The sequence below is a fragment of the Bacillus sp. UNC437CL72CviS29 genome, from assembly GCF_000482345.1.
Taxonomy (GTDB): Bacteria; Bacillota; Bacilli; order Bacillales; family Bacillaceae_G; genus Bacillus_A; species Bacillus_A arachidis.
In genome coordinates, this window is record NZ_AXVB01000010.1 from 30,910 (window position 1) to 47,467 (window position 16,558).

Genomic DNA, 16,558 nt, shown 5'->3' on the forward strand with positions numbered 1-16,558 from the left:
TTTTTCTTCATTCCCCACTGATTATTAGCCCTCACCAATCGGGCCTTTACGGGCAGTTATCCCCCACCTATCTTCCTCGATGCTCTCTCAATCTTGAGGTGGGGGTCTTACTGCCCGCTAATGCGAGATAACTAAAAAAAACCTGAAACAAGAAGTAACCCAAAGCATTATAATTAGCATTCATGTCCACTTATTTTAAACGAAAAAAATGTAATTATTACGTTCATAATGAAAAAAGCTATTCTTTCGTATCTATGGAAGAATAGCTTTTTATTCTGTCAAATCATAAGAATTTCTCTAATCTCTTCCTCTGTAATGGAGGAAAATTTTTCTTGCCCTGATTCAATCACTTCTGCAATTAAATGCTTCTTACTCTCTTGTAACTCATTCATTTTTTCTTCAATCGTGCCATGCGCTACTAATTTGATTACTTGTACAGTATTCTTTTGTCCCATTCGATAAGCACGATCTGCCGCTTGCTGTTCGACCGCAGGATTCCACCATAAATCGTATAGTATAACCGTATCAGCCCCAGTTAAATTAAGCCCCGTACCGCCCGCCTTTAAAGAGATGAGGAATAAATCGCCTTCCCCCTCGTTAAATCGATTGCATAGTTCTACACGCTCAGCTGATGGTGTATTCCCATCTAAATAGAAATAAGATATAGCTTGACGATTCAATTCACGCCCAATAATGGAGAGCATCTTCGTAAATTGCGAAAAGATAAGAATTCTTTTCCCGGTACTTCTGCACTCCTCTACAATTTCGAGTAGCTGTTCAAACTTAGCTGAACTTCCCTTGTAATCGTCTACAAACAAACCTGGGTGGCAACAAACTTGCCGAAGCCTCGTCAAGCCGGCTAAAATTCTAATTTTATTTTTACGCAATGTATCTTTATCTAAATGTTTTAGCGTTTCTTCTCTCAATTTTGCCAAATAAGCTGCATATATTTTTTTTTGCTCTGGAAGCAGTTCTGAAGACTGTAAATGCTCAATTTTCTCTGGCAATTCTTTTAGCACATCTTCTTTTAAACGACGTAATACGAACGGTTTCACCCGCTTTGCAATATTTTCACGCTTCAAGTCCCCAAATTCTTTTTTTCCTGGTAACAATTCCGGGAATACTACATTGAAAATAGACCAAAGTTCCTCTAAAGAATTTTCTACAGGCGTTCCGGTCAATCCAAAACGATACTCTGCTTGAATCGTTTTCACTGCCTTTGCGGTTTGCGTCGTATGATTTTTAAACGCTTGCGCCTCATCAAGAAACAACGTATGGAACGGCTGTGCATATAGCCTTATATCTCTTCGTAATAAAGGATATGACGTAATAATGACGTCATACTTTGTGATATCTTTTAAAATCTTTCTACGTTCAGTTTGATTTCCATCCACAATAACAGCTCGTATATCGGGAGTGAATTTTTCCAGCTCACTCAGCCAGTTATAAACTAAAGAAGAAGGCGATACAACTAATACAGGTAGTTTCTTCTCTCGAATTTCAGGTAAAATAGAAGTTATAAAAGTAATACTTTGCAACGTTTTTCCAAGACCCATATCATCTGCTAAAATACCGCCAAATCGATAATGTGCCAGTGTTTTCATCCACTCGAATCCATCTTTTTGATACTCTCTAAGCACTAGAATTAAACTGTCTGGCACAGTAAATTTCATATTTTTAGGATTTCGAATATTTTCCATTAATTCTCGAACGGACTGATCTAAACTTAGAACATTCCCTTCCCGAAGTGAACTCATCCATTTCACACTGCGCACGAGAGGTACATTCACTTCTTCTCCCTGTAGAATTTCCTTTCGAATACCCGATTCCTTTATAAACTGGTTAACTTCATTAAATTCCTTGCTCTCGAGCGATAGTAAGGAACCATTTGCCAATCGATAATATTTACGTTTCTCCTCAAGTGCTGCCAATACACCTTTAATCTCAGCTTCAGGAATTCCTTTTATATCAAAACGAAATGATAACCAATCAATTCGTTCTTTCCGCCTTACTCTTATAAGGGGTCCACTGTTTCCTCGATGAATACGCAATTTAATAGCCGTAGTTGCATAAACTTCAAGTAAACTGTTTAACTTTGGAACTACATGGTATAAGAAATTATATTCCGCTTCCTCATTATGCATAAAATAGCCGCCTTCCGTTTTAGCAAAGGCACTCGCATTCATGATTTCTAAAATTTCTCGTTCTTTTTTCTCATCCCGATTGAAGACGGACGGTTGTCCATCCTCTTCTAACGGATTGATAACCACATTTCCATATTGGAATTCTAGTCCTGCTAATAATCGATTTTTAACTCGGTCTAAAAATAGTTTCGCTTTCAAAGGAGGTGTTTCAACACGCTCCGATATAACCTCGTCAATTCGAACATTTCCTAGCTTCATTAAACCTGGTACTACTTTCGCTACAAAATGCCCCATTTTCTCAGCTGAAATATGAAATTGATTACTGCCAGAGCGATTCATCATTCTTTTTAATTCAATGAGTCGATTGCACTCTTCCATGTTTAAATGATATAATTTCCCTTCAAAAAGAGCATAACCATATGTATCCATTACTTGAACTTGTTGTAATCCATCAATCTGAAGTGTATATCCTCCGTTTACACCTTTGTTGAACTCAAAAGCTAAAGGCAGTAACCCTTTCGAGACCTGTACACCATGAAATGATTCCCCATCATGTTGTAGTCTTACAAATGAAGTATTAGAAAGTAGAGAAAGCAACTCCTTGCAAGAAGCTGGTGGAATTAAAATCATACTTTCATTTTGTTCACAGTCCATTTGCAACGATTCTACATACATTTTTTCATTCCGGTACATTTGAATCAGCAGCTGAATAACAGCATCTGTTTCTTGTTGAAAGCTGTATAACTCTGGCGTATAAGTAAAATCATTGGAACATATGAAAGGCTCTCTTTGTTCCACTCTATTCAGAAACTCTCTAAGGTTATAAACAGTGTATAACTTCTCTAACTTTACTTGAATACCAAACAGCGCCCCCCCATTTTCAGAAGACACTGGAATACAAATGAATTCCACATCAAGTACTTTTCGTGTATCAAATCGATGCTGCTTACTTTTCGGACGCAGGGGCTTTTCATCAAATAAATCCAACATACCATTCGCTAGTTGAGCATCTCTAGCGTTTATGGCATCCTTTTTTGAATTGGCTGTCAATGATTGGCCACTTCGCTGAAAATTATTTATATATAGTAATGCAGCTGCAATATGTTGACAGTATGTATGAAAAGAAGCAAGTGAAGGACAACTGCATTCCCCAACAACATCACCATTATGAGCGGTTTCTATCTTGACATAGAAATCTCCGTTCCCCTTTACTGTTACCTCACAAATATTTCTCTGCGTATCGTAATTAGTAACATCAATCTTGTCTGTCTTATAATAGGCCTCACCCTTTTTATATGAGGTTTCTCCACATATTCGTTTAATTATTGTTTTATTTAATGTAAAGCTCATTATTTTGACCCTTCCCTAAAAATAAAAGTTTATCTTTCTTAACGTTATATAAAAAAAACATTAGAATACAAACATTTCTAATGTTTTTTATTTACTCTTATTCAACATTTTACATGTATACACAGTAATATCAAACAACAATTACTTAAAACATTCAGTTTAAACTTCAATTATTATAGGAAGAATCATTGGTTTTCTTTTTGTATGTGAGTATACAAACTGTCCAAGTACTTCTTTTATTTCTTTTTTAAGAACATTCCATTGACTAACATTTTCTTTTTGTAAATTGTTAATAGTTGCTACAACCAATTGGTTAATCCTCTGCAAAAAGTCTTCCGAATCACGAACATATACAAATCCACGAGAAATCGTATCCGGACCAGAAATAATCTTCCTTTCTGTTTTACTAAGAGTAATAACTATAACAAGCATACCATCTTCTGAAAGCTGCTTACGATCGCGTAAGATAGCATTTCCAACATCTCCAATACCCAAACCATCTACATATATATTCCCTGCAGGTATTCGTCTGGATTTCCAAGCGACTTGGTTCTTTATATCAACTACATCACCATTACTAATAACATAAACATTCTCTTTCTTAACACCAACGGACTCTGCTAATAGACTATGATGATGTAACATTCTAAATTCACCATGAATAGGAATGAAATATTTAGGTTTCATTAAAGTAAGCATTAACTTTAATTCTTCTTGATAAGCATGTCCAGAAACATGCATTCCCGTTGAACTTCCCGATCCATAAATAACATTGGCTCCCAATAAAAATAAATTATCTATAATACGTGAAACATTACGTTCATTTCCTGGGATAGGAGTTGCAGCTAAAATGACAGTATCTTCGGGTAGGATATCTACCTGCCGATAGTTTCCACTGGCTAAACGAGATAAAGCAGCCATCGGTTCACCTTGACTTCCAGTACAAAGAATAGCTACCCTTTCTGGCTCCATTTGATTGATCTCATTCGCTTCTATTAGCATTCCCTCAGGTATATTCAAATAACCTTGTTCTAGAGCAACGGACACTACATTAACCATACTCCTCCCAAGCAAAGCAAGCTTTCTATTCGTTTTTGCAGCTGCATCTACCACTTGCTGTACACGATTAACATTCGAAGCAAATGTAGAAATAATGACTTTTCTATGAGCTTTAATGAACGCTTCTTCAATGCGCTCACCTACAGATCGTTCTGATGGAGTAAATCCAGGGCGTTCTGCATTCGTACTTTCAGAGAGCAAGGCTAAGACACCGCCGCTTCCGATTTTAGCCATTTTATGAATATCTGGGTATTGATTATTTACAGGAGTCAAATCAAATTTGAAGTCGCCTGTATGTACGACCGTACCCTCTGGTGTATGAAAAGCAATACCAAGGCAGTCAGGGATACTGTGATTCGTTTTAAAAAATGTTAGGCTTATTGAACCAAATTCAATCACCGATTCAGAATCAATAACAAATAATTGCGTTGAATTTTGAAGCCCATGTTCTTTTAATTTAATTCCAATTAAACCAATTGTTAATTTTGTTGCATAAATTGGTACATTCAATTGTTTTAATAGATACGGGATACCTCCAATATGATCTTCGTGTCCATGTGTAACAACTAAACCGCGAATTTTATCCTTATTTTCTTGCAAGTATGTAGTATCTGGGATAATCAGATCAATACCTAATAAACTTTCATCTGGAAACTTAGAACCGCAATCAATTACCACAATATCATTTGCATATTGTATGGCGTACATATTTTTTCCTATTTCATTTACTCCACCTAAAGCAAAAATGGATAGTGTATTTTCTGCTGTGCTCAAAATTAATCCCCCTTTGGGAAAACATTCGAATATATTCGAAGTAATATGGAATTCTATTTTTATGATTAACCCATCTAACTAAAGATTATTCTGATTTATAGCCGAATAAATATTTTTTATATTTACATGAAGACGAAGATTTACGTTCTTCATCTAACATACATCATCGTGATAAATATGCTATGGAGTTTTCAAATGAATATGTCGATCACTCTAAAATACAAAAAGTGCATTCACCTAGAATAGCGGAAGATACAAATGATAAAGTGAACGACGCAACACTTAACGCCCTTTTATTTCCATAAAATAAAAAATTCAGAATTTCAACCACAAAAAGAAGATGCTCATTTAGAAGCATCCTCTATTCTATCTCCATAAATCTTTTCGCCTCAAAATACAATACTTGAATAAACTTCTTCGTATTAATTCTCGTGTGCCCAGATGTTGTTAGTTCTTCCTTTGTCATTTCTGTCATACGCTTACGAACAATTGTAAAATCAAAAAACTTCGGCGCATAACTTTCAAATTTCGGATTCGAAAAATCTGTTAAACCAAGGGAAGCTAGATGATTCAGAGATTGATAAATCGCTCGGCGCACCCTTTGTTCCGAAGCTTTTCTTTCTTTATCAATTTCCGCTTCTGAGGCCGTCCCCCCTAATTTTTTAACCGTAATATAGTGAAAAATATCTTTCAGTGCTGGAAATCCATGTTCAAATGTTTTTTCTTTTTCTTGACCAAATAAATATTCGAGCATACTAAGTAAATCTTTACTTCCATTCTCACCAGCGATTCCGAGCTCCGATAATAAATAACGACCTGAGTCCGCCATTTTTTTCTCTTCTTGCACTGATTCATTTCGAACTTGTGGTTGTTCCCATTGAAATACATTATTTAATGATTTTTGAATATCTTGTATAGATCGTTCTAATCGAATACGTTCCATCACTTTTCGCACAACAGATACAACCTCAATTTTATTCAATGGTTTTGTAATATAATATTCAACCCCAAGAGAATACGCTTCTCCAATTAATTGTTTCGACTCAACCTGAGAAATCATAATTACTTTCCCTGTAAATGATGGTGCAATATGACGAACGGTTTCAATGCCATCTCGAATTGGCATTAATAAATCAATAAATAAAATATCTACCTTTTTAAAATTCAACTGGTCCACTTCAACAAAAGCACCATCTTCCACTTCCCCTACTACTTCCCCAAGATCCTCATCTTCGATAATTTGTGATAGCATAGAGCGAAATACTTCATCATCGTCTATGATGTAATAAAACATCCAATCACCCTTCCCTGGTTAAACTAGACTCAGGTAACCATACGACAAACTTACATCCTCTTTCATCTTCTCCATCCTGAAGAGTCACTTCTCCGCCTAGTTCTGTAACCATCTCTTTTATGTATGACAAACCTATTCCCGTTGATGGTGTACCTGTCTGATCATACTTCGAAGTAAATCCCGGTTTAAATACTAACTCTTTATATTTTTGTGCAATACCAGGACCATTATCTATTACTTCAAACATTACATTTTCTTCTTGTTTATAGCTGTTTATTACAATCGCACCAACACCCTCTATTGCTTCAACAGCATTGGCAACTAAATTATTTAAAATCGACAATACAGTATAAACATGATATTCCCCATGCTCACCTTCTATATTTTTAGAAAATGTTATCTCTTTCCCTAATAACTGAGCGTATTTCTCATTTATCCTAACAATCATTTCTGTCAACTCATGACCTTCTATGTATTCAGAAAGATTTTTATCTAATAAAAGCTTTGATAATCCCGCAAAAATTCTTTGGTTATCTTTTTTTATTTCATGTACTTCCCCAGCAATTTTCAATGCTTTTTTACTTTGCACTTCTATACCACTAGAACCATTACTAGCTTGTAAATTTCGATATAATTGATATGCTTCTTGTGTAATTAATTCTGCATTTTGAAGTGTCTTTTTTAAATGAACAGATTCCACATATAAATTAGAAAGATGCATCAACATCTTTTCATTTTCTTTCCGAACTTGCGCTTCTTTTAATTTCGTTTCATATAAACTCATCATATTTAAGAAACCAAGGGCAAAGAAACTTCGAAAAACTGCGATAATAATCAATTTATTTATTTCGGAAATCATGATCGTTGTACCAAGTACTAAAACATGATAAAAAGCTAGTTCTGACATACTTGCTACAATCTCAATTGTAATCCCAAGACATCCAATTACAATTGGTCTTTGATGGAATTTATTTACCCTACATAACGAAAAAAGACTTCCATAAACAAAATAATAAAAAAAGACTGGATAACGCAAATAAAAAGAATCCATTACCTGAAAAGAACCTTGTAACATCCAATCAATACAAACCCGAAATCCTACTACAGATACTCCAACAAGTAGACCGACTACAGCAGCCGGTATTTTACGTAAAAACAATAGTAAAAAGAAAAAAATTGGTGTTCCAAAACTCACGCGAAATGTATCATTAAACGGGTGAAAATTCAGCTCACCAGCAATAGGAACAACGACCATTAAAATAATTAAAAGGGACATATCTTTTTTCCATAATTGATTCCAATTCAAAGATGTCACTTCCCATTTATGAAATATGTTTATTCAAAAATTAAAACAGGAAAGCCCGCTTATGATATAAACGGGCTTTATTTCTATATTGTTACCTTTTCTACTGCTTTTACTTGGCGATATTCAGGTTGCCACATTGCTTCTTTCACAGCTTTTCTGATATCGTTATCACTGAGTTCCTCACGAGCAACCCCTTCAGCAACCGCTGCTTTGGCTACTTCAACCGCTACTATCTCTGAGATGTTACGCAACTCTTCTACTTCTGGAAGAATTGGTGCTCCTGGCTGACTTGTATCTACCATGCTTGCTACTGCTTCTGCAGCTGCTGCAAACATACCATCTGTCATTACACTTGCGCGAACAACAATTGTTCCAAGACCAAGACCTGGGAAGATAAGCGCATTATTTGATTGTCCGATTACATACGTTACACCGTCATATGTCACTGGCTCAAATGGACTACCTGTTGCTACAAGTGCTCGTCCTTCTGTCCAACTTATCAAATCGACCGGCTTTGCTTCTGCAAGTGGTGTTGGATTCGACATTGGTAAAATGATCGGTCTTTCTACATGAGAAGCCATTTCTTTTACAATTTCCTCTGTAAATGCACCCGCAACAGTTGATGTACCAATTAAAATTGTTGGTTTTACATGTTTAACAACTTCTGCAAGTCCAACTACTTCACTTTGTTCCCACTCGTTCACTTCAGATTCCTTACGCGCATATGGACGCTGGAAATCAAGAAGATCTCCCATATTATCTGTAATTAAGCCGTTACGGTCAATACACCAGAAACGCTCATTTGCTTCCTGCTCTGATAAACCAGCACGAATCATTGCATCTCGTACTTGATCTGCAATTCCAATTCCAGCTGTTCCAGCACCAAATACTACAACGCGATGTTCACATAAAGGGACACTAGAAGCTTTCACTGCTGATAATACAGCTGCAAGTGAAACAGCACCAGTTCCTTGAATATCATCATTAAATGTACATACATGATTACGATATTTATCTAAAATTCGACGTGCATTACGTGAGCTAAAGTCTTCCCAATGTAGTAACGCTTTCGGAAACTTATTACATACGGCCTTTACAAATGTATCGATAAATGCGTCATAAGCTTCACCAGTTACACGAGGGTGACGATTTCCGATATAAAACGGATTATTTAATAGATCCTCACGGTTCGTTCCAACATCTAAAATAACAGGTAATACCCGACTAGGATCGATTCCAACTGCTGCTGTATAAACTGCTAACTTCCCAATAGCAATATTAATACCACCAACGCCCCAGTCACCAATTCCTAATATTCCTTCACCATCAGTTACAACGACTAAGTCGATATTTTCAGCTGTTGCACCAATATTAGAAAACGCTTCTTCTATACCAGAAGGATCATTAATGGATAAATACACTCCACGTGGTTTACGATACTCATGACTATATCTTTGAATTGCTACACCAACAGTTGGCGTATACACAATTGGAAGCATCTCACGTAAATGATCTGTTAGTAAGCGATAAAATAACACTTCATTACGATCATGTAATGCTGTTAAATATACGTTTTTTAATAAATCGTCTGGCTGTGAACAAAACTGCTTATACGCACGGCGTGCTTGTTCATCCAATGTTAATACCGCAGGTGGTAATAACCCTTTTAATCCTAGTTCTTCTCTTTCTTCTTTCGTGAAAGCGACACCTTTATTTAAAATTGGCGTTGCTAATACTTCTACTCCTCTTAATGTTGTTTCTAATGTCCCATTAGAGGAAACTGTAAATTTACTCATACAATCCCTACCTTTTATCCCACTATTCACTGGCAAATAAAACCTCTATTGATTAAAGTTTCACCATATACCATTTCTATATTGTAAACAAAAAAGAGGGGAATGTCCCCTCTTCTTTTAATTTTTCTTTAGAAGAGTTGCTCCCGCAATCCCCGGATGTGTCATTTCAAACGGATCTAAAATTAAATCTAGTTCTTCTTGCGATAGTACACCATTTTTCACACAAAGTTCTCTGACAGACTGTCCAGTTGCAATTGCTTCTTTCGCAACACGAGCCGCTGCCTCATATCCAATATGCGGATTAACAGCTGTAATCACTCCAACACTTTTCTCAACATATTCTTTCAGGCGTTCTTCATTTGCTTCAATACCTTTTAGACAATTATCTGTGAAGGCACGGAAACCGTTATTCATTATGCTAATCGATTGAAGTAAGTTAAAAACAAGTACTGGCTCCATAACATTTAGTTCTAATTGACCCGCTTCTGAAGCAAGGCAAATTGTATGATCATTACCGATTACTTGGAACGCGATTTGGTTAATCACTTCTGGCATAACAGGGTTTACTTTTCCTGGCATAATAGATGAACCTGGTTGACGAGCTGGAAGCATAATTTCTGCAAGCCCAACACGTGGCCCAGATGCCATTAGACGAAGGTCATTCGCAATTTTAGACATATTCATCATACATACTTTTAGGGCTGCTGACACTTCTGTATATGCATCTGTATTTTGCGTTGCATCTACTAAATCTTCCGCTCCAACAAGAGGTAATCCACTGATTGATGCTAAATGTTTCACTACTGATTCAATGTATTCAGGATCTGCATTTAATCCTGTACCAACTGCTGTCGCTCCCATATTTACTTCATATAAATGTTGACGTGATTGCTGAATTCGCTTTATATCACGTTCGATTACACGAGCGTATGCTTTAAACTCCTGTCCAAGACGAATTGGTACAGCGTCTTGTAAATGCGTACGTCCCATTTTAATCACATGATCAAATTGCTCCGCTTTTAATTCAAATACATCATGCATATAACCGATTGTTTGTAATAACTCTTCTAGTGCATTTAGTGTCGCAATATGAATTGCTGTTGGGAATGCATCATTCGTTGACTGCGCCATATTCACGTGACTATTTGGACTAACATAATGATAGTCTCCCTTTTCCATCTCTAATAATTCAAGGGCACGATTAGCAATGACTTCATTTGCATTCATATTCATAGAAGTTCCTGCTCCGCCTTGGATTGGGTCAACAATAAAATGCTCATGCCATTTTCCGTCCAAAATTTCTTGTGCGGCTTCTGCAATAGCACCGCCTTTGTCTAATTCCAATCGTCCTACATCTGTGTTCGCAAGTGCCGCTGCTTTTTTAACAATCGCAAAGGCTTTAATTAAACCTTCATGAATTTTATAACCTGTAATTGGAAAGTTCTCTACAGCACGCATTGTTTGAACTCCATAATAAGCATGCATTGGTACTTCTTTTTCACCTAAAAAATCTTTTTCAATTCGAACATCTTTTGTAGTTTCAGTTAATGTTGCCACCATAACTCACTCCTCATCCATTTCTTATGCTGCTTCTGTTTGTTTGACAGTTTCTACATATTGTTTTGCTTTCTCATGATCAAATTCGCCTTCCCATTTTGACAATACAATAGCTGCTAATGCATTCCCTAACACATTGACGGATGAGCGAATCATATCTAAAATACGGTCGATACCAGCAATTAAAGCGATACCTTCAAGCGGTAGTCCCATAGATCCTAATGTTGCAAGTACAACAACAAATGAAGCACCTGGTACCCCTGCCATACCTTTTGATGTTAACATTAAAACAAATAACAATGTAATTTGTTCCGTTATCGACATGTGTACACCATACATTTGTGCGACGAATAATGCCGCCAACGCTTGATAAATTGCTGATCCTGTTAAGTTAAATGTATAACCTGTTGGAATAACGAAAGAAGCAACTGCCTTCGGACAACCGAACTCTTCCATTTTTCTCATTATATTAGGTAAAACAGCTTCTGAACTTGCTGTCGTAAACGAAAGAATAAGTTCTTCTTTTAAAACTTTCATTAATGTGAAAATGTTTACTCCTACCATACGTGCATTAATACCTAATACAATAATAACAAATAGTATAACAGTTACATACACAGCTAGCACTAATTTTCCTAAAGGAAGTAGTGTTGCCACACCGAATTTTGCAACCGTAACAGCAATTAATGCAAATACACCGAATGGTGCAAACTTCATAACCTGATTTGTAACCCAAAACATCGCTTCGAGCACACCTTCAAAGAAATTAAACACCGGTTTTCCTTTTTCTCCAATTGCTGCAACTCCTAAACCAAACAACACAGAGAAGAAAATAATTGGTAATAAATCTCCTTGTGCAATTGATTCAAATACATTCTTTGGTACAATGTGAACAATCGTTTCTGCAAAACCTTTTTTCTCTGTTGCATCAGCCGTCTGCTTGTATGATGAAATATCAGTTTGCTGTAAGTTATTCATATCAACGCCCGTTCCTGGATGGAACAGGTTCGCTGCAATTAATCCCATTAAGATTGCAATTGTTGTGATAATTTCAAAATAGAGAATTGTCTTTCCGCCTAATTTCCCAAGCTTTTTCATATCCCCTACACCAGCTACTGCAACAATCAGTGCAGAAATAACGATTGGTACTACAATCATTTTAATTAAATGAATAAATATATCTCCAATTGGTGTGATATAAGAAATTGCTGTTTTATTGCCATAAAAGATTGCCCCTACTACAATCCCTAAAACAAGCGCAACAAAAATCTGTGTTGCTAATCCGAATTTTTTCATATATTTTCATCCCTTCATGCGAACGCTTTCAATTTGTATTTATAAAAGCTTAATCACATGATATAAGTAAACCTACAAAATCAGACAAAAACCTACAGGTTCGTCACAAAAAATTCGAATTTTTTTCTTCATTTTTTCATTGACATCCCTTGAAGATAAAAATGAAAATAACATTACTGAATTGTCTGGTTTCTTTATATAATCTAAAAGATAAGTTTATTTAACATAACTAATGTGAAAAGGAGTGGATGTTATGAAGAACCATACGAAAGGTTTCCTTATAACTCTTCCTTTTCTATTTCATTTTCTCGCAAAGGAGCAAAGGCATTCGCCTCTGCTCTTTTTTTATTACAACTTCATACACTTCTAACATACAGAATAGTGCCACATGAGCAAAACAATTAGGTTAGGAATAAACTACCTATAAGAACCCCATATGATGAGGATGAATTCTCAGTGATGGTTCCGGACTCACTGAAAAAACTTTGCTTTAAATAAGGAGTGACGATAATGAAACCATACAATCGCGTTTTAATTAAACTCAGCGGCGGCGCTCTAGCTGATCCAGATGGAAATAGTTTTGGTTCCAAACGTCTAGAACATATCGCAAGTGAGATTTTATCAATTGTCGATTTAGGTATTGAAGTTTCTCTTGTCGTTGGCGGTGGTAACATTTTCAGAGGCAACTTAGCTGAGGAATGGGGGATTGACCGCGTGGAAGCGGATAATATAGGGACATTAGGGACAATTATGAATAGTTTAATGTTACGCGGCGTGCTCACAAGTAAAACAGGTAAAGAAGTGCGTGTTATGACATCTATCCCGTTTACAGCGGTGGCAGAGCCCTATATTCGTTTACGGGCCGTTCACCATTTAGAAAAAGGATATATCGTCATCTTTGGCGGCGGAAACGGGCAACCGTTCGTTACAACAGATTACCCAAGCGTCCAGCGCGCAATTGAAATGAATAGCGATGCGATTTTAGTTGCAAAACAAGGTGTAGATGGCGTTTTCACAAGTGACCCAAAACGAAATAAGTCAGCAAAAATGTATCGCTATTTAAATTATAATGATGTCGTTCGGAATAATATAAAAGTGATGGACCAATCAGCCTTATTACTTGCACGTGACTACCACTTACCTGCTCATGTTTTTAATTTCGATGAACCAGGAGTTATGAGGAAAATATGTTTAGGTGAGCATATTGGCACGTTAATTAATCATGAATTAACAGAACTCGTAGACGAAAAATGACTTTTTCTAGAATAAACAAAACTTTGACTTTAAAAATAGGTGCGGTCTTTGCCGCACCTTACTCTTTCTAAAAAGTATTACCTTAACAACATAATAAACAGCATCCTATTATCCACTATTCATGAAACGCCCTTCTAATAACCGCTATCAATACCATCGCTACAATCACAAACTTTGAAATACAATATTATTTCATTTACTATTTAAATTCCGCACCCAACAATAGAACTATTTTACACACATCCCACATTCATCTTTATTATAAATAGTAATTAAACAGCCATGCTATTCTTTCTTTACACTTCTCTAAAAATGATAAATGATTAAAAAATGATGAAGTCATTTCTTTTGAATCTTGAAAATCCCGCTCTAACACACGATTCATTTGTTGAATCACCGGACCATCATATATATAGAAATCCACCTCATCATTTATATGAAAACTGCGTGAAGTAAAGTTTGTTGTTCCAATCACCATCGTTTCATTATCAATAAGTATTAATTTCCCATGGAACATCCCCTTTTTATAACCATATACAATAATTCCGTTCTCTATCGATTTACGAATATACGGATATGCCGCTTCTTTTATAAGTGGAACATCCGGTTTGTAAGACCATAGTACCTTTACAGAGACACCATGATTTCGCGCCTGGATTAAAGCGTTCATGATTTCTTTATCTCGAGGGATAAAATACGGGGTGGCAATTACAATAGAATGTTTGGCCCTCTTTATTAATTCGATGTACTTTGCAACAACTCCATGTCCATTATAACTAGACATAGTATGTAATGTTTTCCCTGTAACAACCGGCTGAATCGTTCGCTTAATTTCTATCGGAGTATCTCGTTTCCAATCTAACACAAACTGTTCCTCTAAATCTGTTACTCCTTCTCCTTGTAATCGTATATGGTAATCTCTCCAATATCCAAAGCGCTTTTCCTCTCCTAAATATTCATTACCTATGTTAAAGCCGCCTGTATACCCTATCTTTCCATCTATCGTTGTAATACGGCGATGATTGCGGTGATGAAGTGAATAAAAAAAGAATGGGAACTCCGGTTTCCTACTGTATGTAAAATGTACGCCACTTGCTTGTAATTCCTTCTTCAGCTTTCTTTGGAACGATAAATCATTAATCCAATCGACCGATAAGTATACTTGTACTCCTTCTTCAGCTTTTTCTTTTAATAAATTTAAGAAAGTATGGCTACTTTTATCATCCGAAATAATATAAAAATAAGTAAAAATAGAATGCTTTGCTTCTTTTATATCGGAAAATAACTGATGATATAGCGATCTCCCCTCTACATATAATTGAAAATCACTATAATGAGGAGCATAGTCTTTCCGTTGGTTTTTATCAGCTTCCATTTTCCTTCCCAGTGTTACATCAATATGCATCCAAACAATTAGAAAAATTACTATGCTAATGATAATAGAAATAATACGTAATATCTTTTTCACCATTTTGTTTTCCTTCCGCACAAAATAATTGTCTTCAGATAGTATTTCAATAGAGATTATATTTTATGAACAATTACAAAAAAGGATGTGGCATCATGCCACATCCCCATTTATTACATAAAATTTCTCGCATCATTATTTCGGCCAAACTTATAAATGGCAATTAAGAAGAACGCAATTGCAAAGGCGAACAAAATTAAAATGTTTAAATACAAATCAGAAAACGGTGTCCCTTGCTGTAATTCTCCTATTGTATCTAATAACCAGCGCTGAGGAAGAAAATCAGCTATTTTTTGCACAGATGCCGGCATAATTTCAAATGGAAAGAAGCATCCCGCTAACAAACATGTTGGTGTAATAATGATATTCTGCATTGCATTAGCAGAAGCTGAATTCTTAGCAAATGACACAACAGCTAACGATAAACCAATTGCAATTAAACCAAATATCATCAGTACTCCAATCATAACAAGTAAAGGCATATTTGTATCAATATGAAATACATTAGTCATAAACAGTACCGTTACAATGATTTGTACCATCATGATAACCATATTAACAGCAATGTTAGATAATATATATTTCTTCCCATCTATCGGTGTTGATAATAATCGGAAATACGTTCTATTCTCTTTTTCTTTCAAAATCCGTTCTGAAAAACCCACTGCCGAAACCAACATAAACATAATGAGATAACCAACTGTTTGATTCGTCATATCTTTATTTTTTGAAGTATCTTGAAGTGTCTCAGCTTTTACCTTAAATGAACTTTTTTGATAACCCGCATACATCTTATCAAACGTACTTTGATCCCTTTGTGCTACTTTACTAATTGCAGTTATATTATCAATATAATTATACAAATACGATTTTATAAACTCTGTTACTTGAGCACCTTTAATCGAGAAAATTTGAATATGACTCGGCCTACCATCTCGAACACTTTGCGAAAAACCTGAATTTAACGTAATCACTCCATCAAGTTTTTTGGAAGTAAGCTTTTCTTTTACTTCTGATTCCTTAATCTTACTTACTTTCACATGATTTAGCCCTTCTAGAAACTTTACGGTATCATTTGCTATATAATGATTTTCATTATTTACAACCCCAATACGCAGTGTACCTTGCCCTGCATTTCCGTATATTAAAAATGCCATTAACGCCCCTACTATTGGCAATCCAATAATAAGAAATAACCCTTTTTTATTCTTCAAAAGTACAGATATCGTTTTTTGTATGAGCCATAAAATATCTTTCATG

At 35.7% G+C, this 16,558-nt stretch carries 10 protein-coding genes; 1 reads left to right on the forward strand and 9 read right to left on the reverse strand.

Annotated features, from left to right (window positions below; genetic code table 11):
* Positions 1–278: 278 nt before the first annotated feature.
* From M014_RS0110620 to M014_RS0110650, 7 genes are all read right to left on the reverse strand, one after another.
* Positions 279–3,494: a DEAD/DEAH box helicase gene (locus M014_RS0110620; protein WP_026591707.1), complete on the reverse strand. Its 3,216-nt coding sequence runs from the start codon at positions 3,492–3,494 to the stop codon at positions 279–281.
* A 159-nt stretch (positions 3,495–3,653) separates the two neighbouring features.
* Entirely contained in the window at positions 3,654–5,327 is a 1,674-nt protein-coding gene (locus M014_RS0110625) for a ribonuclease J (protein WP_026591708.1), read from the reverse strand.
* Between the two features lie 361 nt (positions 5,328–5,688).
* Positions 5,689–6,621, reverse strand: coding sequence for a response regulator (locus tag M014_RS0110630; RefSeq protein ID WP_026591709.1), 933 nt, complete (start codon positions 6,619–6,621; stop codon positions 5,689–5,691).
* A 4-nt stretch (positions 6,622–6,625) separates the two neighbouring features.
* The gene (locus tag M014_RS0110635; protein WP_090692201.1) at positions 6,626–7,936 is read right to left on the reverse strand and encodes an ATP-binding protein; all 1,311 of its coding nucleotides are present in this window, start codon (positions 7,934–7,936) and stop codon (positions 6,626–6,628) included.
* A gap of 74 nt (positions 7,937–8,010) precedes the next feature.
* The gene (gene malS, locus M014_RS0110640; RefSeq protein ID WP_026591711.1) at positions 8,011–9,723 is read right to left on the reverse strand and encodes an oxaloacetate-decarboxylating malate dehydrogenase; all 1,713 of its coding nucleotides are present in this window, start codon (positions 9,721–9,723) and stop codon (positions 8,011–8,013) included.
* Positions 9,724–9,840: 117 nt separating this feature from the next.
* Positions 9,841–11,283, reverse strand: coding sequence for an aspartate ammonia-lyase (aspA, locus tag M014_RS0110645; protein WP_098301724.1), 1,443 nt, complete (start codon positions 11,281–11,283; stop codon positions 9,841–9,843).
* A gap of 21 nt (positions 11,284–11,304) precedes the next feature.
* Positions 11,305–12,576, reverse strand: a complete 1,272-nt coding sequence (locus M014_RS0110650; RefSeq protein WP_026591713.1) for a cation:dicarboxylate symporter family transporter — start codon at positions 12,574–12,576, stop codon at positions 11,305–11,307.
* A gap of 510 nt (positions 12,577–13,086) precedes the next feature.
* Here M014_RS0110650 and pyrH point away from each other — a divergent pair.
* Entirely contained in the window at positions 13,087–13,830 is a 744-nt protein-coding gene (gene pyrH / locus M014_RS0110655; RefSeq protein ID WP_026591714.1) for a UMP kinase, read from the forward strand.
* 259 nt (positions 13,831–14,089) lie between these two features.
* Here pyrH and M014_RS0110660 read toward each other — a convergent pair whose 3' ends face one another.
* Both M014_RS0110660 and M014_RS0110665 read right to left on the reverse strand, forming a co-directional pair.
* Positions 14,090–15,301: a phospholipase D-like domain-containing protein gene (locus tag M014_RS0110660; protein WP_026591715.1), complete on the reverse strand. Its 1,212-nt coding sequence runs from the start codon at positions 15,299–15,301 to the stop codon at positions 14,090–14,092.
* Between the two features lie 110 nt (positions 15,302–15,411).
* Entirely contained in the window at positions 15,412–16,557 is a 1,146-nt protein-coding gene (locus M014_RS0110665) for an ABC transporter permease (protein ID WP_026591716.1), read from the reverse strand.
* Position 16,558 lies beyond the last annotated feature (1 nt).

What these genes read in the sequence shown, in the direction of transcription:
- M014_RS0110620 (WP_026591707.1), bottom strand. Translation starts at nt 3,494, where the DNA reads ATGAGCTTTACATTAAATAAAACAATAATTAAACGAATATGTGGAGAA.
- M014_RS0110630 (WP_026591709.1), bottom strand. Translation starts at nt 6,621, where the DNA reads ATGTTTTATTACATCATAGACGATGATGAAGTATTTCGCTCTATGCTA.
- malS (WP_026591711.1), bottom strand. Translation starts at nt 9,723, where the DNA reads ATGAGTAAATTTACAGTTTCCTCTAATGGGACATTAGAAACAACATTA.
- aspA (WP_098301724.1), bottom strand. Translation starts at nt 11,283, where the DNA reads ATGGTGGCAACATTAACTGAAACTACAAAAGATGTTCGAATTGAAAAA.
- M014_RS0110650 (WP_026591713.1), bottom strand. Translation starts at nt 12,576, where the DNA reads ATGAAAAAATTCGGATTAGCAACACAGATTTTTGTTGCGCTTGTTTTA.
- pyrH (WP_026591714.1), top strand. Translation starts at nt 13,087, where the DNA reads ATGAAACCATACAATCGCGTTTTAATTAAACTCAGCGGCGGCGCTCTA.
- M014_RS0110660 (WP_026591715.1), bottom strand. Translation starts at nt 15,301, where the DNA reads ATGGTGAAAAAGATATTACGTATTATTTCTATTATCATTAGCATAGTA.
- M014_RS0110665 (WP_026591716.1), bottom strand. Translation starts at nt 16,557, where the DNA reads ATGAAAGATATTTTATGGCTCATACAAAAAACGATATCTGTACTTTTG.